This window comes from Sphingomonas silueang, assembly GCF_040049155.1.
Classification (GTDB): domain Bacteria; phylum Pseudomonadota; class Alphaproteobacteria; order Sphingomonadales; family Sphingomonadaceae; genus Sphingomonas; species Sphingomonas silueang.
The window spans coordinates 89,082-113,432 of record NZ_JBDZDK010000009.1 but is presented as its reverse complement, the minus strand read 5'-3'; the positions used below and the strand labels follow the sequence as shown (position 1 = coordinate 113,432).

The window sequence follows — 24,351 nt, the reverse complement described above, 5'->3', positions numbered from 1 at the left end:
CGGGATTTCAGGGTCGGGTGATGCGCAGGTCGCGGATGCGCAAATGGCTCTGGGTCGTGCGGATCGCGAACCAGCCGGATCGATAGGGCGCCGGATCGCGCAGCGTGAACAGCGGCCTGCCGTCGCGCTCCACCGCGATGCGCGCGCCGTCGGCGATCAGGACGATCCGGGTCGGCACATTGGCCTGCAACAGCGCGGGGTGGTCGCCCCGGTCGTGTTCGGGCAGCAACGGACGGACGCCGGGCCTGCCCACATAGCGCCGCATCCGCGTGGTCGTATTCCGGTTGCCGCCGATGCCGACGTAATAGGTCGTCAGCGTGTCATAGTCCTCGAACCGGCCGCTGCGCTTCGCCGCGAACACCGATCCGTCCGCCGCCGCCGGATCGCGCGCCATCCAGAAGGCGTTGAGGTCGCTCACCTGGTCGTTCGGCCCGCCCGCCGACACGGCGGTTGCGGTGAAGGCGATCCGCACCGGCCCGTCCAGACGCTTCGCATACCACAGCGACAGCCCCCGCGCGCTGTCGATATCGATCGCGCCGCCGGGCAGGAAGGTGACACGGGCGGCGGGATCCTCCGCCTCGATCCGCCAGTCCGCCGGGGCGGGCGCATGAACGCAACTACCCAGCAGCGCAGACAAGACGATGCCCGATCGTCCGAGCGACGACCGGGCAGAGGGGGGAGACAGGAACGTCAACGGCCGACCGCGATCCCGTGCGGTGCGATCGGCCGCCGAGGTCACAGCTTGAACTGCGCGCCGACGAAGATGCGGCGGCCGTAGTCGCTGTATTCGATGGCGCGGGCGTCATCGATGTACGAGCGCGCCAGTTCGTTCGTCAGGTTCAGCGCCTCGAAGAACAGGCTGTACTGCGGCGTGATGCGGAACTGCACCCGCGCGTCGATATAGGTCTCGCCGCGACGGAACACCGGGTTGTTGCTGACCGTCGCATCGGCGGCGACCAGCAGATAGTCGCTGCGCCGGTTGTAGCTGATGCGGGCGTTCAGCCAGTCCTTGTCGTAGAAGAAGCTGCCGTTGTAGGTGTACTTCGACAGGCCGGGGAACGCATCGAGCGGCTCACCCGTCGCCACGTTCGTCAGCGAGCTGTTGAGCGCGCGGCTGTAGGTGAAGTTGCCGTTGATGCCGAAGCCGTCGAACGGCGCGGGGAGGAAGGTGAACGCGGTCGAGGCGCTGACCTCGAACCCGTCCAGCTTCGCGCCGAAGCCGTTGACCGGCTGCCGCACCGTATAGAGCAGCCCATCGCCGAACAGGTCGACCCCCGCGCGCACCGATGCCGGCAGCACGAAGCTCTTGATGTCCTTGTAGTAATACCCGACGCTGATGACGGTGTCGGCGTTCGGATACCATGCGGCGTTCAGGTCGTACTGATCGGCGCGATAGGGCTGCAGCGCCGGGTTGCCCGCGGTGCAGCTGTCCTCGCCCGCGATCGTGTCGGCGGTGTCGATCAGGCAGTTGACGGTCGGCGACAGGTCGCTCGGCTTGGGCCGGGCAAGGTTCTTGGCATAGGTCGCGCGGACGAACAGGTTGCGCTGCACCTCCAGCGACAGGTTCACCGCGGGCAGCCAGTCGTGATAGTCGTTCGTCAGCGTGACTTCCTGCACCGCGGTCGTCGCGGTTTCGATCACCGCCGGAATGCCGTTCACGCCGGTACCGGGACGGATGCGATTCTCGCGGCGGGTGTTGCTGCTGGTCGAATCGTCGCGGGTATAGGTGTAGCGGACGCCGCCGTTGCCGGTCAGGTTCATGCCGAAGATCTCGGTGCCGAAGTTCAGCTTCAGATAGCCCGCGACGATCTTCTCGTTGATGATGTAGCCCGGAATCTGCGGCAGGCCGTCGGCGAAGCGCACCCGGTTCTGGTTGAAGCCCGACAGGTCATAATAGCGCGACAGGTTGGCGAAATCGAACAGCGGCTGCGCGATCCGCGTCGGCGCGCCCTCGACGCCGCTGATCCCCTGGAACAGCGGGGCACCGCCGGTCACGCCGCCGTTGGTGGCGAGGAACTGCTGATACTGGGCGGGCGTGAAATAATAGGTGTTCGGCGCCGGGCCGGTCGCGGGCGGCGAACCGATCACCGTCGAGAACGACACGTTGTTGTTGTACTGGAACACCGCCGGGCGTGCGACGATGCCCGCCGCCGGAACCGCGACCACCGCGGGCGAGAGCAGCCGCGCGCCGCCCGCGCCGTAGAACACCAGGTCCTGGTTGCGATACTGGCCGCCGAACTTCAGGCTCTTCAGGAAGCCCCAGTCGAGGTCATAGTCGACGTCGACCTTCAGCTGATCCTCGGCCGAGTCGTTCTGGCTCGGGCGATACTGCACGCTCGGGCCGGACTGGACGAGCAGCTGCCCGTTCGCCCCGCGCCGGGTGTTGTCGCCATAGGCGGCGATGTTCGACGGATCGAACGCGCTGGGGAAGGTGATGATCGGCAGGCCGTCGGCATTGCGGCGATCGATCTTGATCCCCGACACGCCGGTCGTGATCGCGACGAGGTTCGTCTCGTTCACGCGGTTGCCTTCCGACCGCGAGGCGAGGAACACCATTTTCATCCGGTCGAGGTCCCATTTGAACCCGGTCTGGAAGTAGCGCGTGTTCTCGTCGTAGCTGAAGTCGCGGCGCTGCACGCCGACGATGTTGCTGGCACCCACCGCATTGGCGATCGCGCCGCTGGTGCTGAGCGTGCCTGGGTTGAGCGCGGTCGTCCAGCTGGTCAGGACGTGATCTTCGGTGGTGACGAACGACTGGGTCGGACGGGGGCGCGACGTGCCGCCTGCCGCGTTGGTCGCCAGCGCCGCATCGAGATTGTAGCGGGTGATGTCCGGCGTGCTGCTGACGAGGCCGTTGCTGCCGAGACCGCCGCCCATGTTCACCGCATAGTTGGTGTCGCGCAGATTCTGGTTGCGATAATTCAGCTGCACCTGGCCCCAGACCGAGAAATTGTCGGCGAACTGGACCTGCGCCTGAAGATCGATCGAGGTACGCGCGTCGGTACGCTCGTTGTTGCGATAGCGGACCGAGCCCGGCGACCAGTCGAAGAACTGGTCTTCGCAGGCGAGGCGGTTGGCGGTGGCGTTGGCGGCATTGGTGCCGGTCGTGCCCGCGCAGCTCTCATAGGTGCCGAAATTGGCATAGGTGGGGTTGGCGACGGTCTTTTCGGTCGACCGGTCGAAATCGAGATAGCGCTGCCAGTTGGTGTTGGCGACCGAATCGCCGCGCGTGTCGACGACGCTGTGCGTGACGTTGAACAGCACGCCCAGCCGCCCGTCGAGCAGGTCCGAACGGCCCGCCGTCAGGTTGAAGCGCGGACGCCACTTCTGCGTCAGGTTCAGGCGCTGTGCCTCGCCCTTGATGCTGAACAACGGCCTGGTGAGTTCGAGCGGACGGCGCGTCTCGACGCGCACGGTGCCGCCGATGCCGCCTTCGGTCAGGTCGACGGTATAGCCCTTGTACACGTCGACCGACTTGACCAGCTCGACCGCCAGTTCGCGGAAGTCGCCGCTGCGCTCGCCGCCGGGCGACTGCTGGCTGACGCCGTTCACCTCGACGCGGTTGAGGTCGGGCTCGACGCCGCGGATCGACACCTTGTTGCCTTCGCCAAAGTCGCGCTGGAGCTGTACGCCGGTCACGCGGGCCAGCGCCTCGCCGACGTTCTTGTCGGGGAAGCTGGCGATATCCTCCGCGACGATCGAGTCGACCACGGTGTCGGCGTTCTTCTTGCGGGCGTTGGCCGATTGCAGCGACGCGCGGGTACCGGTGACGAGGATGTCGCCGTCGCTCTGGTCGGCGAGCGGATCGGTCGGCGACTGGCGGGTATCGTCGGTGGTGGTGGGAACCGCATCCTGCGCACCGGCGGCCTGCCGGCCCCATGCCGGGGCGCTGCCCAGTGCGACGATCAGCGCAAGGCCGGATACGGCATGCATGGCACCCGAACGGCGAAACGAAACGAACGGCGTCATTCTATCCCCTCTCAATTCCTACCTGGTGCGTGGGTATTCCCCGTCACCGTCAATCACCAGAAAGCTATTCCTCGGAGTTAGCGACAAATGAGTGGATTGCAAAGGGAAAACTTCGCAATATGATATGTGTGTCCACATGATGGGAAACATCAGGTCGGGAGGGGTTTCATGCGTATCACCTTTGTATCGATGCTGCTGACGTGCGCGGTCGCGCCGCTGGCGACCGCCGCGGCGCAATCCGGCACGGTGCGCCAGGTCGAACGGCTCGATCGCGCGCTCGTCGCGGTGCCTGCCACCGGCGGCGGCAACCATGTCGCGTGGCGGCTGCTCGGGACCGACACGAGTCGCACTGCCTTCCGCCTCTCGCGCGACGGGCGGGTGATCGCGGCGCGGCTGACCGGCGCGTCGAGTTTCCACGACAAGGGCGGCACCGCGGCGTCGCGCTATACATTGCAGGCGATCGGCGGGCGTGAACCGGCGGCGAGCGCGACCGTGTGGGCGAGGGGCTATCTGCCGATCCCGCTCGACAAGCCCGCCGACCGGACGACACCCACCGGCGAGACCTATGGCTACACCGCCAACGACGCGAGCGTCGGCGACCTCGACGGCGACGGCCGCTACGAGATCGTGCTGAAGTGGGACCCGACCATTTCCAAAGACAATGCCTTCGGCGGCTACAGCGGCGAGACGCTGCTCGACGCCTATACGCTGGAGGGCAAGCGGCTGTGGCGGATCGACCTCGGGCGCAACATCCGCTCGGGCGCGCACTACAGCCAGTTCATGGTCTATGACTTCGACGGCGACGGCAAGGCGGAGCTCATGGTCAAGACCGGCGACGGCGCCACCGACGGCACGGGCAAGGTGCTGGGCGATCCGAACGCCGACTGGCGTGCGAAGGACGGCGAGCTGCCGCAGGCCGACCGCACCGGCGCCACCACCCTGCCCGACGGGCGCAAGGTCGCGCGCATCCAGGGGCGCATCCTCTCCGGCCCGGAATATATCACCGTGTTCGAGGGCGCGACCGGCCGTGCGCTGGCCAGCGCCCCCTATGCCCCGCCGCGCGGGTCCGACACGCCCGAAGGGCTGGCCGCGCTGTGGGGCGACGGCTACGGCAACCGTTCCGACCGGTTTCTCGCCGGGGTCGCCTATCTCGACGGCAAGCGCCCGAGCGGCATCTTCGGACGCGGCTACTACGCCCGCTCGACGGTGGCGGCATGGGACTGGCGTGACGGCAGGCTGACGCAGCGCTGGCTGTTCGACAGCTCGGCGCCGGGCAATGCGAAGTTCGCCGGACAGGGCAATCACAATCTGTCGGTCGCGGACGTGGACGGGGACGGACGCGACGAGATCGTCTATGGATCGATGGCGATCGACGACGACGGCAAGGGGCTGTGGAGCGCCGGCCTCGGCCACGGCGACACGATGCATCTGGGCGACATCGACCCGACGCGACCGGGCCTCGAGAAGTTCGGCGTGCACGAGGATATCCGCGGCAACGGCGGGATCGGATCGGCGATGCTCGATGCGCGTACCGGCCAGATCCTGTGGACCACGCCCGCGACCAAGGACACCGGTCGCGGCCTGTCCGCCGACATCGACCCGCGCTATCCGGGTGAGGAGAACTGGAATTCCAGCACGCCCTATCTCTACACCGCGCAGGGGAAGGTGATTCCGGGCAACAAGCCGCGCGTCGCCAACTTCGCCATCTATTGGGACGGCGATGCGCTACGCGAACTGCTCGACCGGAACCGCATCACGAAATGGGACTGGAAGACGGGTACCGAGACGGTGTTGCTGACCGCCGAGGGTGCGACGTCGAACAACGGCACCAAGTCCACGCCCGCGCTGTCCGCCGACATCCTCGGCGACTGGCGCGAGGAGGTGATCCTGCGCAGCGAGGACAATAGCGAGCTGCGCATCTATGCCACCCCCTTCCCCACCACCATCCGGCGGGAGACGCTGATGCACGATCCGGTCTATCGCCTGGGCGTGGCGTGGCAGAACACCGCCTATAACCAGCCGCCGCACGCGCTGGTCGTGCCGAAGTGATCGCCGCGCTCGCCATGCTGCTGGCCGGACCGGCGCTGCCCGTCACCTATCGGCTGGACGACGCCCGGCCGCAGTCGGGCGAGACGCGGGTCGAGCGCGACCGGCCCTATCGGGGCGATTACGGGTATGAGCCGGGCGAGGGGCGACGCTTCTCGGTCGCGCTGCCCGAGGGCAACTGGCGGGTGACGCTGGTGCTGGGCGAGCGGCGGGCGGCCACGACGACCGTGAAGGCGGAGGCGCGGCGGCTGATGCTCGACCGCGTCGCCACGCCCGCGCGGGCGAGCGTGACCCGCAGCTTCGTGGTCAACACCCGCACCGCGATGCTCAGCCCCCCGCCCGAGAATGCGCCCGGCGGCACGATGGTCCGGCTGAAACCGCGCGAGGCGGGCAGTCCGACCTGGGACGACCGGCTGACGCTGGAGCTGCTGGGCGACGGCGCGGTCGCGACGGTCCGGATCGAACCGGCCAGCGTGCCGACGCTCTATCTGGTCGGCGATTCGACCGTGACCGACCAGCCGTCCGAACCGGCGGCAAGCTGGGGGCAGATGCTGCCTGCCTTCCTCGACGGGCAGGTCGCGGTCGCCAACCATGCCGAATCGGGCGAGACGCTGAAATCGTTCCTGACCGAGTTGCGGCTCGACAAGGTGCTGGCAGCCATCCGGCCCGGCGACTGGCTGTTCATCCAGTTCGGGCACAACGACCAGAAGGCGCAATGGCCGCAGACCTATGCCGATGCCGCCACTACCTACCCCGCCTACCTCAGGGCCTATATCGCCGAGGCGCGGCGCCGGGGCGCGCAGCCGGTGCTGGTGACGAGCCCGGAGCGGCGCAACTTCGACGCGGGCGGGCGGATCAAGCCGACGCTGGGCGACTATCCCGCCGCCGTCCGCGCGGTGGCCAGGGAAACCGGCGTGCCGGTGATCGACCTCAACGCGGCGAGCATCGCGACCTATGAGGCGCTCGGCCCGGAGGTCGCCGCGCAGGCGTTCAACGACGGCGGCAAGGACCGGACGCATCACAACAACTATGGCGCATGGCTGCTGGCGCGAAGCGTGGCGGAAGGCATCCGCAGCCTGCCCGGCCTGGGCGGCCATGTGACGGCGGCGCGGTTCGACGCGGCGCACCCGCCGCTGCCCAAGGACGTGGCGATCGTGCCCAGCAGCGCGCGCAGCGACGTGCGCCCGGCGGGCAATTGATCGGGCGGCGCGCCGTGCTGGGGGCGATGCTGGCGCTGCCCTTCCCCGCTCATGCCGCGCGGGTCTTCGACGTGCGGGCCTATGGGGCGAAGGGCGACGGACGCGCGATCGACACCGCGGCGGTCCAGCGGGCGATCGATGCGGCGGCGAAGGGCGGCGGGACGGTGGTGGTGCCGCGCGGGGTCTATCGCTGCTTCACGCTGTTCCTGAGGAGCGACGTGACGCTGGTGGTGGAGCGGGGTGCGACGATCCTCGCCGCCGATCCGGCGCGGGACGGCGGGCGCTATGCCCTGCCCGAGGATCGCGGCGAGCAGCTGTATCAGGACTTCGGGCACAGCCACTGGCACAACAGCCTGATCGTCGGGGACGGCGTCGCGCGGGTGGCGATCACCGGCGCGGGCATGATCGACGGCGAAGGGCTGACGCGCGACGGCCCCGGCGCGCGCTGGCGCAGACAGGCGGGCGAGCGGCCGCTGTCGATGCAGGGGATGACGGCGCAGCAGATCGAGGAACTGGAACCCGCCGTGCAGCGCATGGCGGGCCTCGGTAACAAGGCGATCGCGCTGGTCGATGCCGGCGACGTGGCGATCGAGGGGATCACCATCGCGCGCGGCGGGCATTTCGCGATCCTTGCCACCGGGGTGCGCCGCATGACGCTCAGCGACCTGACGATCGACACCAATCGCGACGGCATCGACCTCGACTGCGTGTCCGATGTGCTGGTCGAGCGATGCCGGGTGAACACGCCGAACGACGACGCGATCGTGCTGAAGAGCAGCCATGCGCTGGGCCGCAACGTGGCGTGCCGGGACGTGACGGTACGGGACTGCGAAGTCTCCGGTTTCGATCCCGGCACGCTGATCGACGGGACGCGCGGCACCACGCAGCAGGTGGCGCCCGACCGGGACCGCGTGACCGGCAGGATCAAGCTCGGCACCGAGAGCAACGGCGGCTTCCACCGCATCCGGATCGAGCGGTGCCGCTTCACCCGCTCGCGCGGGGTCGCGCTGGAGACGGTGGACGGCGGGGTCATGGAGGACGTGACCGTCCGCGACATCGTGATGGCCGACGTGACCACCGCGCCGCTGTTCCTGCGCATCGGCGACCGGCGGCGCGGGCCGGAGGGCACCGGGATCGGGGCGATCCGGGGAGTGACGATCGAGGGGCTGCGCGCCGAGGGGATCGACCACCGCTTCGCCGCGACGCTGGCCGGTTTGCCCGCGCGGCGGATCGAGGACGTGACCCTGCGCGACCTGACCCTCGCCTATCGCGGCGGGGGGCAGGTGGTCGGCGATCCGCCCGAGCTGGCCGATGCCTATCCCGAACCCAGCATGTTCGGGCCGACCCCGGCATGGGGGCTGTGGTGCCGCCATGTCGCGGGGCTCAGGGTCGAGGGGCTGGCGATGCGCACGCCGGGCGATGCGCGCGATCCGGTGCGGATGGACGATTGTCCGGGGGCAAAGTTTACAAACTTTACACTAGGTATTTGACCCTCCGCCGAATACGTTCTAATATATGAGACATAGTCCACATAATGGACATATGGGAGGAACTATGGCGCGCTTCGCGTTTCGGATGCAACTGAAGCCGGGGATGGAAACCGAGTATCGCGCGCGCCACGATGCGATCTGGCCGGAACTGTCCGACCTGCTGCGCGATGCCGGGATTTCCGACTATTGGATCTTCCTCGACGAGGCGACCGGCGCGCTGTTCGCAACGCTGGAACTGGCCGACGATAACAAGCGTGATACGCTGCCCGGCAATCCGGTCATGCAGCGCTGGTGGGAATCCATGGCGCCGCTGATGGAGACGCAGGCGGACAACCGCCCGCTCGAATGGCCGTTGACCCCCATGTTCTACATGGCATGACCGGCATGCTGCGCCCCCTCCTCCTCGCCGCGACCGCACTGGCCGCCGTTCCCGCCACCGCACAGACCGCGAAGCCGACTGCGAACCTGGGCGCCCCGGTCAAGACCTTCGGCCGCGTGTCGTACGACGCGCGCTCGCTGATGATCGACGGCAAGCGGCTGACGATCTGGTCCGCCGAAGTGCACGCCTTCCGCCTGCCCTCGCCCGATCTGTGGCGCGACGTGTTGCAGAAGATGAAGGCCAGCGGCTTCAACACCGTCGCCTTCTATTTCGACTGGGGGTTCCACAGCCCCAAGCGCGGCGTGTACGACTTCACGGGCATCCGCGACATCGACCGGCTGCTCGACATGGCGGCGGAAGAAGGGCTGTACGTCATCACCCGCGCCGGGCCGTATGTGAATGCGGAGCTGACGCGCGGCGGCTTTCCCGGATGGTTGCAGAACCAGCGGGCGCGGGCGCGCACCGACGATCCCGATTATCTCGCCGCCGCCGACGAATGGTTGTCGCAGATCAACCCGATCATCGCCCGCCACCAGATCAATGGCGGCAAGGGTACCGTGATCCTGCACCAGATCGAGAACGAACTGGCGCTGACCACCCCGGCGCAGGGGCGGTACATGGACCACCTCTATGCCAAGGCGCGCGCCGACGGCATCACCGTGCCGCTGTTCCACAACGATCAGGGGCGCAACGGGTACTGGGTGCCGCGCGGATCGAACGTGGCGAAGACGGTGGAAGGGTCGCCCGACCTGTACGCCTTCGACGGCTATCCCGGCGGCACCTGCACCGTGGGCGGCAAGGTGACGCGCGGGTCCGCCGCGCCCGACTGGGGCTTCTATGGCCCCGGCGGGGCGAAGGGCGGCGCCTCGGCCAGCCCCAACACCCCCGGCTTCGCGGCGGAGTTCGGCGGCGGCTGGTTCGATTACTGGGGATCGAACGGCGGCTATGAATGCAATGCGCAGCAGCGCGGCAAGCGGTTCCAGCGCGTGTTCTATGGCACCAATCTGGCCAACGGCATCGCGATCCAGAGCTTCTACATGGGCTTCGGCGGCACCAGCTGGGGCTGGCTGCCCGCCCCGGTCGTGTTCACCAGCTATGATTACGGCGCGGCGTTCAGCGAGACGCGCGAGGTGCGGGAAAAGGCCGAGGAGCTGAAGGCGCTGGCCGGATTGATCCGCTCGGTCCCCGATCTGGCGGGGATGGTGCCCGCCGGGCCGGCGACGATCTCGTCGCCCAACATCCAGGTCTATCATAACAAGTCGCCGGAGACGGACGCGCGCTTCCTGCTCGTCACGCACAATCCGTCGAACAGGCAGAGCAACGACCGCTTCACCGTCACCGCCGACCTGCCCGACGGGCGCTATACGCTGCCCGAAATGGCGCTGAACGGCTTCGATGCGAAATGGCTGGTCGCGGGGGTCAATCTCGGCGGGCAGCGGCTGGTGTACGCGACGTCCGAATTGCAGAGCCATGTGCGGATCGACGGCGGCGACGTGCTGCTGCTCTATGGCCGGACGGGCGAGAACGGGACGAGCGTGCTGCGCTACACGAGCGCACCGACCGTGAAGGTGATCGAGGGCGACGTGCGGTCGGCGTTCGATCCGGCGACCGGCGACCTGCGGCTCGATTACGTCCATGGCGCGATGGTGCGGGTGCAGGTGTCGGGCGGCGGGCGTCCGCCGCTGACGCTGCTGGTCGGCGACGAGGCGGTGGCGGCGAGCTTCTGGCAGAACGGCGACGTGCTGGTGCGCGGGCCTGCGCTGCTGCGGAGCGCGAAGGTCGGCGGCGGTGCGATCTCGCTGACCGGCGATACCAGGGCCGCGACGCCGCTGGAGGTGTGGACGCCCAAGACCGTGCGATCGGTGACGTGGAACGGGCGGCGGGTGGCGACCGCCAGCGGCACCGCGGGCAGCATCGTCGCGCGTGCCGCCCTGCCCGGCCCCGCTCCGGTCACGCTGCCGGTGCTGGCCGAGTGGCGGACCGCTCCGGGCACGCCCGAGGCGGAGCCGGGCTTCGACGACAGCGGCTGGCAGGCCATCGACAACCGTGCCTATGCCAGCATCACCGCGCGGCCCGACGGGCAGCCGAACATGCTGATGGACGCATACGGCTTTCACGACGGCGACGTGTGGTATCGCGGGCGCTTCACCGGCACGCCGGATGCGCAGCGGCTGCGCATCTATTACGGCGCAGGCGGATCGGGGCTGGCGCAGGTGTTCCTCGACGGGAAGCTGATCGGGCAGGACGAGCTGCCCGGCGGGCTGCCGCGTCCGATCACGACGGGAACGGCGACGATCGCGCTGCCCGATGCCGCGCGGACGCCGGGCGAGCATGTCCTGTCGGTCATGGTGCGCAACAACGGCCATAACTGGGATCTGGACGCCGACGATTTCCACAAGGAAGCGCGCGGGCTGGTGTCCGCATCGATCGAGAAACAGGCGGGGCAATCGTTCGCGATTCCGGTCGCGTGGAAGATCCAGGGACGGCAGGGCGGCGAGGACATCGTCGATCCCGTCCGGGGCGTGCCCAACAACGGCGGGCAATATGGCGAGCGGATGGGCTGGCACCTGCCCGGCTTCGACGACGCGCGCTGGGCTAAGGTTTCGCTTCCCGCCGCGACCGCTCCGGCGGGGACGAGCTGGTATCGGACGCAGTTCGACCTGAACGTGCCCAAGGGGCAGGATGCGACGATCGGCGTGGCGTTCGGCGACGCATCGGTGCCGCGTTCGCCGGTCGACTACCGCGTGCTGATCTTCGTCAACGGCTGGCACATGGGGCAGTTCATCGCGCATGTCGGACCCCAGCGGACCTTCGTGGTGCCCGAGGGCATCCTCAACCACCATGGACGCAACACCATCTCGCTGGCGGTGACGAGCGACGGGCAGCCGGGCAATGCGCTGGAGGCGGTGAAGCTGGTCACGCTGCGCAACGTGCGCGGCGGATTGCCGGTGCGCATGGTCGATGCGCCTGCGGTGCTGGCGCCGTGATTTCCCATCGCTTCCCGTACCCCCGCGCAGGCGGGGGTCCAGAGCAGCAAGCGTGACGCCTGCCGCCCTGGGCTCCCGCCTGCGCGGGAGCACATGCAAGATTTTTACCGAACCAACCTTCTTCCAACCGGAGCAATCATGGCCGCGCTGACCCACGACATCCCGCGCAAGGACGTTACCGATTCCATTGCCCTGCTGATGGACAATCTCGTCAACATCAAGGACGAGACCGGCGAGTTCCTCCTCCATCTGGAGGACGGGCGGATCATCGACACCAAGGGCTGGGCCGGGTGGGAATGGACGCACGGCGTCGGCCTGTTCGGCATGTGGCGCTATTACGAGCAGACCGGCGACCAGGCGGCGCTGAAGATCATCAAGCAGTGGTTCGAGGACCGCTTTGCGGAGGGCACGCCGACCAAGAACATCAACACCGTCGCGCCGTTCATCACCCTCGCCTATCTGTACGAGCACGAGCCGGACCCGCGCTACATCCCGTACCTCGATACCTGGGCGGAGTGGCTGATGGCCCCCGACGGCCTGCCCAAGACCGAGGAAGGCGGGTTCCAGCACATCGTCTACAACGACGAGAACCCCGGCGAGATGTGGGACGACACGCTGATGATGAGCGTGCTGCCGCTGGCCAAGATCGGCCTGCTGCTGAACCGCCCGCACTATGTCGAGGAGGCGAAGCGCCAGTTCCTCGTCCATATCAAGTATCTGTTCGACAAGAAGACCGGGCTGTGGTTCCACGGCTGGGACTTCAACGGGCGGCATAATTTCGCCGAGGCGCTGTGGGCGCGGGGCAACTGCTGGGTCACGATCGCAATCCCCGAGATCATCGAGATCCTCGACCTGCCGCAGGGCGATGCGCTGCGCATGTTCCTGATCGATACGCTGGCCGCGCAGGTGAAGACGCTGGCCGAGACGCAGGACGAGAGCGGGCTGTGGCACACGCTGATCGTCGATCCGACCAGCTATCTGGAAGCGTCGGCGGCGGCGGGCTTCGCCTATGGCATCCTCAAGGCGGTGCGGAAGGGGTATCTGCCGCGCCATTACGAGGCGGTCGGGATCAAGGCGGTGAAGGGCGTGCTGGCCAACATCGACGACAAGGGCGAGTTGAAGCAGGTGTCGTTCGGCACCGCGATGGGCGACACGCAGCAGTTCTACAAGGACATCGCGCTGACCTCGATGCCCTATGGCCAGAGCCTCGCGATCTGCGCGCTGGCGGAGTTCCTGCGGACGTATATCTGACCGGTCGGGGGGCGTTCGCCGCGCCCCCCTTCCCTCCGTCATCCCGGCGCAGGCCGGAATCCGCCGCGCCGCCTGATCCGAACCCTTCGGCGCGTGCGGAACCATGGATCCCGGCCTGCGTCGGGATGACGCTTGTTTGGGGTGCGTACGCCCCTCCCACCCCCGTCATTCCCGCGGAGGCGGGAATCCATCGCCGCCGACGTTGCGGATCGATCGACACGCCAGAGGTTATGGATTCCCGCCTGCGCGGGAATGTCGATCGGAGGCCTTGGCCACCTCCACCGCATAGATATGCGTGGCGCCCTCGAAATTGCCGCGGAACACCACCCATTTCGCGTCGGGCGTGAAGGTCATGTTCGGCTCGAGCCGATAGTCGTGTTTGCGCATGTCGACCAGCTTCTCGACCTCCAGCGTGCCCGGCACGATCAGGCGGTCGGCGTCGGCGGCGTGGATGTCGGCCACGTCGGGAATGGCCTTGGGCGTGAAGAGGTAGAGATATTTCCCGTCCGGGGCATGGGCGACCATTTCCGGGTCGCCGCCGTCGCCCGAGAAACGCTTGCCGCCGGGCATCTGGTTGTAATGCACCGACCACTGGTTTCGGTCGACCTTGTACCAGTGGCGCTTGCCCGAGGTGAGGTCGTAGCCCGCCAGCCAGAACACCTCGCCGCGCGGCGTCTGCAGGTCGTACCAGATGCTTTTGCCGTCGGCGGAGAAGAATTCGTGGCCCGCGATCTCCATGTTCATGGTGCGGGTGTGGATCAGCCGCTTGCCCGATCCGTCGGCGCGGATCGTCCAGATGCGGTCGACCTTGTGCCACGGCCCTTCGTGGCAATACATGATCTGCTGCGGATCGGTCGGCGAGAACTGGATGTGGTTCAGCCAGTCGGTCGAGGCGGTGACGACGCGGCGCTGCCCGGTCTTCAGGTCGATGGTGAAGATCTCCATCGGGATGCCCGCCTCCAGCCGTTCGTTCAGGCGGCGTTCCTTGGCCTCGGCGAAGGTATAGGGCGTGCCGTCGGCGCGGTTTGCCCGATAGTCCGCCTCGCCCGGCCCGACGACGCGGCCCGGCGTGTGGCGATTGTCCTGACGGGTGCCGTCTGGGCGCAGCGCCCCCTCGCCCAGCGCGACCTGGCCCAAGAGCAGCGTCTCGTCGGCGTTGATCGAGCCGATCGAGCCGCCGGGCACGTCGGCGACCTTGCGCGTGCGGCCCGTGCCGATATCGACCGCGTGGATGGTGGACGGCCCGCTGGCGTCGTTGCGCAGCTGCGTCGCGTAATAGGCGGTGCGGGTCCGGCGGCCGGTGAACAGCAGGGTGATGCCCGGCCCCGACACCAGCGGCTTCATCTCCCATGTCTTCAGGTCGATCGTCGCGATGCCGCCGGGGACGCTCACCACCATCCGGTCGCCCTCGGGCGTATAGCTGTTCTGGTGGAAATACAGGCTGGTGCTGTCGGGCACGCGGCTGATGCGGATCACGCGGTGGCCGGTGGTCGCATCGATCCATTCGGCGGCGGGCTTCGCCGCCACGGGCGCGGCGGCGGTGGCCAGCAGGGCAAGGGCAAACAGGCTGTGCAACCGCATCCGGACTCTCCATTCGCGCTTTGATTGTTCCACATACTATGATAGCGCTTCACATAATGACCATATCGCGCCGACCCGTGCAAGGGCGCAGCGCGTCGAGGAGAGCGTCCGCGTGATTTCCGCCCCCCCGGCCAAACGGCCCGTCCGGCTGATCAACTATCTCGCCTATGGATCGAACGACGTGCTTGGCGCGGGTTCGATGGCGGTGATCTCGGGCTGGGTGCTGATCTTCTATACCCAGTTCTGCGGGCTGACCGCCGGACAGGCGGCGCTCATCTTCGCGGTGGCGCGCATCCTCGATGCGATCGCCTCGCCGGTCATCGGCTATGTCTCCGACCATTTCGGCACGACCGCGCTCGGCCGCCGGTTCGGGCGGCGGCGGTTCTTCATCCTCGCGGCCATCCCGCTCCTTCCCAGCTTCGCGCTGATGTGGCTGCCGGGGATGAGCTTCTGGTATTACCTCGTCAGCTATGTCGGGTTCGAGCTGGTGTACGCGATGGTCATCATCCCGTACGAGACGCTCGCGGCGGAAATGTCGACCGACTACAAGACCAAGGCGAAGTTCGCAGGCTTCCGCATCCTGTTCGGGCAGACGGCGGCGATCCTCGCCGGGTTCCTGCCGTTGTGGCTCATCAACTGGCTGGGCCGCGACAGCGTCAGCACCTTCTTCTACATGGGGATGATCTTCGCGGTGCTGTTCATGGGCACGGCGGCGTTCCTCTACCGCTTCAGCTGGGAACGGCCGCTGCCGACCGACGCGCTGCCGGGCGCGCGCACCGAAGGCGGCATCGGGTCGGCGTTCAAGGCGCTGTACCGCAACCTGTTCTCGACGATGCGCATCCGGGCGTTCCGGCTGCACCTCGGCATGTATCTCGGCGGCTATATCAGCCAGGACATCTTCAACGCGGCCTTCACCTTCTTCGTGATCTTCGCGCTCGCCGGGACCACGGCGATGGCGTCGGGGCTGCTCGGCACGATGTATATCGTGCAGTTCGTCGCGGTGGTGATCGCGATCAACCTTGCGCTGCGTGCCTCGCCGGCCTTCGCATACCGGCTGGCGGCGGTGACGTTCGGGCTGGGCGTCATCGTGCTGCTGGTGCTGTGGCAGGGGGGCACGACCGCTGCCAGCCCATTGATCTATCTGGCGATCGCGCTCGCCGGGCTGGGGCGCGGGGCGCTCAACTATATCCCGTGGGCGACGTACAACTATATGGCCGACGTTGACGAGATCGTGACCGGCCAGCGACGCGAAGGCAGCTTCGCGGGCGTCATGACCTTCGTGCGCAAGGCGACGCAGGCGGCGGCGGTGGCGGGCGTGGGCCTCATCATCCAGGCGGGCGGGTTCGTGTCGGGCGCGAAGACGCAGACCCCGGAGGCGATCCACACCATCGCGCTGCTGCTGGGCGTGGGGACGCTGGGCGTGCTGGCGTTCGGCATCCTCGTGTCGCTGCGCTTCAAGCTGACGCCTGTGACCCACGGCATCCTGATGGAGGAGATCGAGCGGCTGCGCAGCGGTGACACCTCGCCGCCCGACCCGATGCACAAGGACGTCGTGGAAGACCTGTCGGGCTGGCCGCACGACCGGCTGTGGGGCAACAACCCGGTGGCGGGGCAGGCGCGGTGATCGCCGCCGCCGCGCTGCTGCTGGCACAGGCCGCCGCGCCCGTCCCGCTGTGGCGCGATCCGGTGCACGACGGGGCGGCGGACGCATCCACGGTGCGCGACGCGAAGACCGGCGAATGGGTGATGTTCTACACCAACCGCCGCGCCGACCTTCCGCTGGCCGACGAGAAGGACGTGTCGTGGGTGCACGGCACCGCGATCGGCGTCGCCCGCTCGAAGGACGGGGTGCGGTGGCGTTATGGCGGGACGGCGGCAATTCCCGCCGCCTGTACCGGCGCGACGCTGTGGGCGCCGGAGGTGCAGCGGATCGGCGGCACATGGCATATGTGGCTGACGGTCGTGCCGGGCGTGTTCCGCGACTGGAACGCCCCGCGCTTCATCGTGCATCTGACCAGCCCCGACCTGAAGCGCTGGGACTGCGGCGAGCGGCTCGACCTCGGTTCCGACCGGGTGATCGACGCGAGCGTCGCGGTGCTCGGAGCCGACCGCTACCGCCTGTGGTTCAACGACGAGCGTGCGGGCAAGGCGATCAAGTACGCCGACAGCAGCGACCTGAAGCATTGGACCGTCCGGGGCACCGTGACCGACACGCCGGGCGAGGGACCGAAGGTGGTGCGCTGGCGGGGCAAATGGTGGCTGGTCAGCGATGCGTGGCGCGGGTTGCTGGTGCAATCCTCGAGCGACGCGACGCACTGGACGCGGCAGCCGGGGTATCTGCTGGCAGATGCGGGCAAGCGCCCGACCGACCGGGCGAAGGGGCAGCATCCCGACATCGTCGTGGTGGGCGACCGGGCGTATCTGATCTATTTCGTCCACCAGTCGGGCGAACGGCAAGCCGCGCGCGACCCGCGCTGGCATCGGCGCAGCGTATTGCAGATCGCGGAATTGCGCGAGGACAAGGGTGTGTTGTCGGTGGATCGGGAACGGGCGGTCATGGGGCCGCTGCGGTAGGGTTCGCTCTACCGACGTTCGTCATTTCCGCGAAGGCGAGAATCCATTGGCACTGACGTTGTGCACTATCTTTGCCGTCGGCGTGTATGGATTCCCGCCTGCGCGGGAATGACGGTACAGGTACCGTTCACCCCCCGATCATGTTGCCATAGCCGATCACGATCGTCGCCAGCACCAGCAGCCCTACCCCGCCCCACACCAGCGCGCGCGTGCGGGGCGCGGCATCCTTCCACTCCTTCAGCGCGAAGCCCCAGAGCGTGCCGAAGATGATGATCGACGCCATGTGCAGCGTCCAGCTGGAGAAGCCGTAGCGGCCCATCTGGCTCTCGCCCATGGTGTAGAAGAAGAACTGGAAATACCATGCGGTCCCGGCGAGCGCGCACAGCGCGAAATTGGCGCCCATCGGCGCGCCCTGCGCCGCGCCGCGCCCCAGCCACTGGCCCGCGCTGCGGTTGCGCGCGATCAGGATCGCGCACCACAGCGCATTGGTCAGCAGCCCGCCGAACATCACGAGGCACAGCACCGGCAGCCCGGTCCACAAGGGTCCGGTGCCCGCCTGCGCCGACAGCGCCTTGATCGGCTCGCCCGCGGCAAGGCCGAAGGCGAAGCAGGCGGACATTACCCCTGCGAAGATCGCGACGACGATGCCTTTGCGGAAATCGAACTCGGCGACGGCGGCGGCCTTCTGTTCGGGGGAGAGCGCCTGGTCCTTGCTTGCCCCGGCGATCGCGACGACGACGATGCCCGCGAGCGTCAGGCCGAGGCCGAGCAAGATGATGTTGCCCGAGGGCGTATCGAGCAGCTTGGCAGCGAATTCGCCGGTGAACAGCGGCGGGATGAGCGTGCCGAACACGGTGCACAGCCCCAGCACCACCGCCATGCCGAGCGAAAGGCCCAGATAGCGCATGACGAGGCCGTAGCCCAAGCCCCCGAACCCCCACAGCACCCCGAAGAACACCGGCCACAGCAGCGTCGGCATGGGCGTGGCGGCGAACACGCCGATGAGGTCATTGGTCTGGATGCTCGCGAAGAACCACGGCGCCAGTACCCATGAGAAGATGCCGCCGGTCAGCCAATAGATCTCCCACGACCAGCGCTTCACGCCGCGATAGGGGACGTAGAAGCTGGCCGAGGCGAAGCCGCCGAGCCAGTGATAGAACACGCCGGTCAGCGGGTTGGGGGTCATAGGGTCAGGCCCAGTCGATAGAGGCGGTTGGCGTTGCCCGCGAACAGCGCGCGGCGTTCGGCGTCGGTGAAGTCGGCGGTGATCGCTTCATAGGCGCCGAGCGTCGCGGCGAAGCTGCCGAAGAGCCTGTCGGTCGGAAAGTCGCTGGCGACCATCGCCCGGTCGGTGCCGAACCGGTCGATCGCGGTGAGGACGAGGCCGCGCGCCTGCGCCACGCTCCACGGACGATGGGTGAAGCCGATCCCCGACAGCTTGATCGCCACATGCGGCAGCCGGGCGAGCGCGGCGAGGCCGTCCCGCCATTCGGCTTCCTCGCCCGGCACGCACATGCCCATGTGGTTGACCATCACCGGGGTTTCCGGATGGCGCTCGATCAGCTTGGCAAGGTGCGCGAACTGGCCGGGATAGGCCTGGAGGTCGAAACTCAGGCCATGTGCGGCGAGGCGGGCATAGCCCCTCGCCCATGCCTCGTCGCGCGTCACGTCGCGGGGAGTATAGGTGCGCCGCGGGTCGGGGTGCCAGTTGACGATGTGGCGGATACCGCGAACATTGGGGTGCGCGGCGTGGGCGGCCAGCAGCGTGTCCACGTCCGGATCGGAAAGGTCGGCGAAGGCGACGATCGCGTTGGGCATGCCCTGCGCATCGGCCATCGACTGGAGCCAGCGCGTCTCGTCGAGCGCGGCGGCGGCTTCCGCCCCGGCATCGACATGGACGATGCCGCGCACGTCCCACGCGCCCGCATCCGCCCGATAGTCGTCGAGGAGATAGGTGCGCGCGATCGGCTCGACCGATCCGTTGGGGCCGTCGTCGGCGAAGGGCGGCGTCAGCCACGGGTAGCGGATGCGGGAGAGATCCCACAGGTGGACATGGGCGTCGATGAAGGGGAGGTTGGGCATGGCGTCCGCTTTCCGGCTGTTTCATTCCCCTCCCCTACCCCCGTTCGCTTCGAGCCTGTCGAGAAGGGGCCGTGATGGCCACGGCGTTCTCGACGGGCTCGAAGCTGCTCGAACCGAACGGGGCCGGGATACGGGCGATCAGAAGGTCGTGCGACCGCCCGAAGTGTCGAAGGTCGAGGCGGTGGTGAAGCTGCACTCCTCGCTGGCCATGAAGCAGACCATCGCCGCGCTTTCGTCCACCTCGCCCAGCCGACCCATCGGGATCTTGGAGCGCATGTAATCGACCTGGCTCTGCGGCAGCTGCGCGAGGATCGGGCTTTCAAAGGTCGCCGGGGTCAGCGCGTTGGCGATGACGCCCTTTCCGGCCAGTTCCTTGCCGAGGCTCTTGGTCAGGCCGATCACCGCCGCCTTGGTCGCCGAATAGGCGCCGGCGTTCGGATTGCCCTCCTTGCCCGCGACCGAGGCGACGTTGACGATCCGGCCATAGCCCGACGCCAGCATGAACGGCACCACCGCGCGATTGCAGTAGAACAGGCCGTTCAGGTTCACGTCGACGACCTTCAGCCAGCTGTCGATCGGGAATTCATGCACCGGCGCGGTCGCCCCGGTGATCCCGGCGGAGCACACCAGCACGTCGATCCGTCCGCCGAGCGCCGCGTGGCTGTCGGCGGCGGCCTGCGCCACGGCGGCGGCATCGGAAATGTCGAGCGCCACGACATGCGTCGCGCCGACCTCCGCCTGCGCCTCGTCCAGCGCGGCGGCGTTCAGGTCCCATAGCGCGACCTGCCCGCCCTCCGCGACGATGCGCTTGGCGGCGGCGCGGCCGAGGCCGGACGCGCCGCCGGTGACGACCGCGGTGCGACCCGCGAAACGCCCTGCATAGCTGGTCATCCGAGCACCGCGTCGCCGAGGTTGCGCCATTCGACGACCTGCTGGTTCTGTTCACCCAGACCCTGGATGCCGAGCTTCATCGTGTCGCCCGCCTTCAGGTAGATGGCGTTCGGCCGCTTGCCCTCGCCCACGCCCGGCGGCGTGCCGGTGATCATCAGGTCGCCGGGGTACAGGGTGATATATTCGCTGACGTAGGAAATCAGTTCGGCGACGTCGAAGATCATCGTCTTCGTGTTGCCGGTCTGCATCCGCTCGCCGTTCACGTCGAGGAACATGTCGAGGTTCTGGTGGTCGCCCACCTCGTCCGGCGTGACCAGCCACGGGCCGACCGGGCAGAAGGTGTCGTGGCCCTTGCCCTTCGACCACTGGGTGCCGCGCTGCTTCTGGTTGAAGCGTTCCGACACGTCGTTGGCGATCGCGAAGCCCGCGACATGCGACAGCGCGTCCTCCCTGGACACATAGCGCGCGGTCTTGCCGATCACGACCGCCAGCTCGACTTCCCAGTCGGTGTGGGTCGAACCGCGCGGGATCATCACCTCGTCGTTCGGGCCGGTCAGCGACGACAGTGCCTTCATGAACATCATCGGTTCGCCGGGCACCGGCAGGTTCGATTCGGCGGCGTGATCCGCATAGTTCAGGCCAATCGCGACGATCTTGCCGATGCCCTTGACCGGCACGCCGTAGCGGGGCGAACCCTCGACGACGGGCAGGCTGTCGATATCGACCGACAGATCGCGGATGGTGTCGACGGTGATGTCGGACACCACGCCCGACAGGTCGCGGATATTGCCGTCGTGATCGACGACGCCGGGCTTCTCGTTGCCCTGGGTACCGTAGCGGCAGAACTTCATGGCGTTTTCTCTCAGTGCTCGAAGGGGCGGTGCATGGTCAGGTCGCGGTTCAGCTCCACGCCGAAGCCGGGCGCGTCGAGCGCGGAGGTGCGCATCCGGCCGTTCTCGGGGATCGGTTCGCCGATCAGCTGCGGGTGGAACATCGGCTGCACGTGATCGGCCTCCGGCGCCATCATCAGATATTCGGCGAAGGGCGAGTTATGCCGCGTGACGACGAAATGATAGCTGTAGACCGACGATCCGTGCGGCACGACCAGCTTGCCGCGCGCATCGGCCATCGCCGAAATCTTGAGCAGTTCGGTCACGCCGCCGCACCAGCCCACATCGGGCTGGATGATGTCGCAGCAGTCCATCTCCATCAGCATGCGGAAGCCCCAGCGGGTCGCCTCATGCTCGCCGGTCGTGACCAGCATGCCGCGCGGCACGTTGCGCTTGAGTTCGGCATAGCCCCAGTAATCGTCGGGGCTGATCGCCTCCTCGATCCACTTCAGGCCATGTTCGTGCGCGGCATGCGCCAGGCGGGTGGCATAGTCCACGTCGAGCGCCATCCAGCAGTCCCACATCAGCCAGAAGTCCGGGCCGACGCGCTCGCGCATCGTCGCCAGCTCGGCGATGTTCTTCTTGAGCCCCTCGACGCCCTCGGCCGGGCCGTGGTGCAGCGGCATCTTGCCGCCGATGAAGCCCATTTCCTTGGCGAGGTCGGGCCGCGCGCCGGTGGCGTAGAATTGCAGCTCGTCGCGCACCGCGCCGCCGAGCATCTGGTACACCGGCTCGTCGCGCAGCTTGCCGAGCAGATCCCACAGCGCGAGGTCGACGCCGGAAATGGCGTTCACCACCAGCCCCTTGCGCCCGTAATATTGGGTCGAGAAGTACATCTGGTCCCAGATCTTCTCGTATTCGGTGGGCGAGCGCCCTTCGAGGAAGCGGGCGAGGTGCTTTTCGACGATGAAGCAGGCGGGTTCGCCGCCGGTCGTGACCGCGAAGCCGATCGTGCCGTCCTCCGCCTCGATCTCGACGATCAGCGTGCCGAGCACGTTGATGCCGAAGCTCTGCCGCGACTGGCGATATTCGGGATAGCGGCTCATCGGGGTCGCGATGTGATCGTCGATCCAGTGATAGCCCTGCTGGTCGTGATAGTCCGCACCGCCGCCGCGCACGGTGAACGCGCGGACGTGTTTGATCCTGGGAAGCGCCGCCTTCATTGCCACACCTTGTCCTTGGGCGAACGGGCACCGCCCGCTGCCGATCGCTGGAAAATCGCGCGCCGGACCATACCAGCATGTGGTACGCTGTCCGGCGTATGATCGTATGTTGGAACCCCTTTTTGCGGCGAGTGCCGCGAAACATCCGCTCCGACCGGTTTACTTTCTCACTTTATGGGATAGGATGCTACTAGATGAGACAGAACCCGTCAAACGAAGAATCGCCCGGCGACGCCGCCGCCCCCGCCGAAACCGAGGGCAAGACGGCGAACAAGGCGCAGGGCAGCCAGACGCTGGTGCGCGGGCTCGACCTGCTCGACCAGGTGATCGATGGGCCGGTGAAGCTCGCCGAACTGTCGCAGCGCATGGGGCTGACGCGATCGACCACGCATCGCCTCGCCAATGCGCTGATCGACCGGGGTTTCCTCACCTTCCTGCCGCGCGAAGGCTATCTGCTCGGGCCGAAGCTGTTGCAGCTCGGCTTCCTCGCGCAGGGGCAGGCCGATATCGTGCAGATCGCGCGCCCGCGGATCGAGGAACTGGCGGCGCTCAGCGAGGATACGGTGCATTTCGGGCGGCTGGACGACGGTCTGGCACTGTATCTCGACAAGATACCGGGGCGCAGGCGCGTCGATATCTCCAGCCGGATCGGCGATCGCCAGCCGCTGTCCTCGACCGGCCTCGGCAAGGCGCTGCTGCTCGACGACGACGAGGCGCACTGGACCCAGGTGTTCGAGAAGGAACATCCCCCCGGCACCCGCCGCCCCGATTTCACCGTCTGGATGGAGCGGATGCGCGGCTATGTCGCCAGCGGCCATGCCTATGACCTTGAGGAAAACGAGGATCTGATCCGCTGCGTCGCCGCGCCCGTGCGCGATGCGTCGGGCCGGATCGTCGGCGCGATCAGCGTGTCGAGCGCCGCGCAATATATGGACGATGCCCGCATGACGACGCTGAGCGGCGACGTGCGCGGCACCGCCGAGCGGATCAGCCGCGACCTCGGCTGGTCCCCCGAAACCCAGGCGTTGCAGAAGCGGCGCCGGAAATAGTCTGGAGAGCGTGATGAAGCTGTTGGAAGGCAAGACGGTGCTGGTGACGGGCGCCTCGACGGGGATCGGGCGCGCGGCGGCGATCGGCGCGGCGGAGCATGGCGCGAACGTCGTCATCAACTATCACAGCCGCGATGCGGATGCGGACGCCTGCATCGCCGCGATCGAGGCGACCGGGCAGCGCGGCCTTGCGATCAAGGGCGACGTGGCCGAGGCCGCGACCGCGCGGGACTTCGTGGCGAAGGCCGTCGCCGAATTCGGCGGGGTCGATGTGATGGTGTCGAACGCGGGCATCTGCCCGTTCCACAGCTTCCTCGACATGCCCGCCGAGACGCTGGAGCGCACGCTGCGCGTCAACCTGCACGGCGCCTATTACATGTGCCAGGCCGCGGCGAAGGCGATGGTCGAACAGGGGCGCGGCGGGGCGATCGTCGCCGTCTCCTCGATCTCGGCGCTGGTGGGCGGCGAGTATCAGACGCATTACACCCCGACCAAGGCGGGGGTCCATTCGCTGATGCAGTCGACCGCGATCGCGCTCGGGCGGTACGGCATCCGCTGCAATTCGGTGCTGCCGGGCACGATCCTGACCGAGATCAACAAGGACGACCTCGCCGACGAGGCCAAGCGGACCTACATGGAACAGCGCGTGCCGCTCGGGCGACTGGGACAGCCCGAGGACATGGTCGGGCCGATCGTGTTCCTCGCCTCCGACATGGCGGCCTATGTCACCGGCGCGGCGCTGCTGGTCGACGGCGGCATGTTCGTGAACCTTCAGTGATGGGCGAAAAGGGCCGTTCTCC

General features: G+C 67.6%; 18 protein-coding genes. 10 read left to right on the top strand and 8 right to left on the bottom strand.

Features of this window, described 5'->3' with window-relative positions:
• Positions 1-7: 7 nt before the first annotated feature.
• Positions 8-637 (bottom strand): DUF6250 domain-containing protein, encoded by a 630-nt coding sequence (locus ABLE43_RS10870; protein WP_348978523.1) that lies wholly within the window; start codon positions 635-637, stop codon positions 8-10.
• A gap of 98 nt (positions 638-735) precedes the next feature.
• Entirely contained in the window at positions 736-3,969 is a 3,234-nt protein-coding gene (locus ABLE43_RS10865) for a TonB-dependent receptor (protein WP_348978522.1), read from the bottom strand.
• A 168-nt stretch (positions 3,970-4,137) separates the two neighbouring features.
• On the opposite strand from ABLE43_RS10865, the gene ABLE43_RS10860 reads away from it, so the two are divergent.
• From ABLE43_RS10860 to bglB, 6 genes are all read left to right on the top strand, one after another.
• On the top strand, positions 4,138-6,018 hold the full coding sequence (locus ABLE43_RS10860; protein ID WP_425475259.1) for a rhamnogalacturonan lyase: 1,881 nt from the start codon (positions 4,138-4,140) through the stop codon (positions 6,016-6,018).
• 14 nt (positions 6,019-6,032) lie between these two features.
• Positions 6,033-7,214, top strand: a complete 1,182-nt coding sequence (locus tag ABLE43_RS10855) for a rhamnogalacturonan acetylesterase (protein ID WP_425475262.1) — start codon at positions 6,033-6,035, stop codon at positions 7,212-7,214.
• A complete protein-coding gene (locus ABLE43_RS10850) occupies positions 7,211-8,704 on the top strand; it encodes a rhamnogalacturonidase (RefSeq protein ID WP_348978520.1) in 1,494 nt (497 codons plus the stop codon). The genes ABLE43_RS10855 and ABLE43_RS10850 overlap by 4 nt, the downstream gene beginning before the upstream one ends.
• 64 nt (positions 8,705-8,768) lie before the next feature.
• Positions 8,769-9,083, top strand: coding sequence for an L-rhamnose mutarotase (locus ABLE43_RS10845; RefSeq protein ID WP_348978519.1), 315 nt, complete (start codon positions 8,769-8,771; stop codon positions 9,081-9,083).
• A gap of 5 nt (positions 9,084-9,088) precedes the next feature.
• Positions 9,089-12,070 (top strand): glycoside hydrolase family 35 protein, encoded by a 2,982-nt coding sequence (locus tag ABLE43_RS10840; RefSeq protein ID WP_348978518.1) that lies wholly within the window; start codon positions 9,089-9,091, stop codon positions 12,068-12,070.
• 138 nt (positions 12,071-12,208) lie between these two features.
• Entirely contained in the window at positions 12,209-13,321 is a 1,113-nt protein-coding gene (gene bglB / locus ABLE43_RS10835) for a beta-galactosidase BglB (RefSeq protein ID WP_348978517.1), read from the top strand.
• A 228-nt stretch (positions 13,322-13,549) separates the two neighbouring features.
• Here the strand turns inward: bglB and ABLE43_RS10830 are convergent, their stop codons facing one another.
• Positions 13,550-14,902: an oligogalacturonate lyase family protein gene (locus ABLE43_RS10830; protein ID WP_348978516.1), complete on the bottom strand. Its 1,353-nt coding sequence runs from the start codon at positions 14,900-14,902 to the stop codon at positions 13,550-13,552.
• Positions 14,903-15,014: 112 nt separating this feature from the next.
• Here ABLE43_RS10830 and ABLE43_RS10825 point away from each other — a divergent pair, with 112 nt between their 5' ends.
• Both ABLE43_RS10825 and ABLE43_RS10820 read left to right on the top strand, forming a co-directional pair.
• The gene (locus ABLE43_RS10825) at positions 15,015-16,526 is read left to right on the top strand and encodes an MFS transporter (RefSeq protein ID WP_348978515.1); all 1,512 of its coding nucleotides are present in this window, start codon (positions 15,015-15,017) and stop codon (positions 16,524-16,526) included.
• On the top strand, positions 16,490-17,476 hold the full coding sequence (locus ABLE43_RS10820) for a glycoside hydrolase family protein (protein WP_348978514.1): 987 nt from the start codon (positions 16,490-16,492) through the stop codon (positions 17,474-17,476). Before ABLE43_RS10825 ends, ABLE43_RS10820 begins: the two co-directional genes overlap by 37 nt.
• Positions 17,477-17,603: 127 nt before the next feature.
• Here the strand turns inward: ABLE43_RS10820 and rhaT are convergent, their stop codons facing one another.
• The 5 genes from rhaT to rhmD all read right to left on the bottom strand — a co-directional run bounded on the left by rhaT (position 17,604) and on the right by rhmD (position 22,502).
• Positions 17,604-18,662 carry an L-rhamnose/proton symporter RhaT gene (rhaT, locus tag ABLE43_RS10815; protein ID WP_348978513.1) on the bottom strand — a complete coding sequence of 353 codons (1,059 nt, stop codon included), beginning with the start codon at positions 18,660-18,662 and terminating at the stop codon, positions 17,604-17,606.
• On the bottom strand, positions 18,659-19,558 hold the full coding sequence (locus tag ABLE43_RS10810; protein WP_348978512.1) for an amidohydrolase family protein: 900 nt from the start codon (positions 19,556-19,558) through the stop codon (positions 18,659-18,661). The genes rhaT and ABLE43_RS10810 overlap by 4 nt, the downstream gene beginning before the upstream one ends.
• 138 nt (positions 19,559-19,696) lie before the next feature.
• A complete protein-coding gene (locus ABLE43_RS10805; protein ID WP_348978511.1) occupies positions 19,697-20,449 on the bottom strand; it encodes an SDR family NAD(P)-dependent oxidoreductase in 753 nt (250 codons plus the stop codon).
• Complete coding sequence (locus ABLE43_RS10800; RefSeq protein ID WP_348978510.1) at positions 20,446-21,300, bottom strand: 2,4-didehydro-3-deoxy-L-rhamnonate hydrolase; 855 nt, start codon at positions 21,298-21,300, stop codon at positions 20,446-20,448. Before ABLE43_RS10800 ends, ABLE43_RS10805 begins: the two co-directional genes overlap by 4 nt.
• A gap of 11 nt (positions 21,301-21,311) precedes the next feature.
• A complete protein-coding gene (gene rhmD, locus ABLE43_RS10795; protein WP_348978509.1) occupies positions 21,312-22,502 on the bottom strand; it encodes an L-rhamnonate dehydratase in 1,191 nt (396 codons plus the stop codon).
• A gap of 194 nt (positions 22,503-22,696) precedes the next feature.
• On the opposite strand from rhmD, the gene ABLE43_RS10790 reads away from it, so the two are divergent.
• A complete protein-coding gene (locus ABLE43_RS10790; RefSeq protein WP_348978508.1) occupies positions 22,697-23,551 on the top strand; it encodes an IclR family transcriptional regulator in 855 nt (284 codons plus the stop codon).
• A 13-nt stretch (positions 23,552-23,564) separates the two neighbouring features.
• A complete protein-coding gene (gene lra1 / locus ABLE43_RS10785; protein WP_348978507.1) occupies positions 23,565-24,329 on the top strand; it encodes an L-rhamnose 1-dehydrogenase Lra1 in 765 nt (254 codons plus the stop codon).
• Positions 24,330-24,351 lie beyond the last annotated feature (22 nt).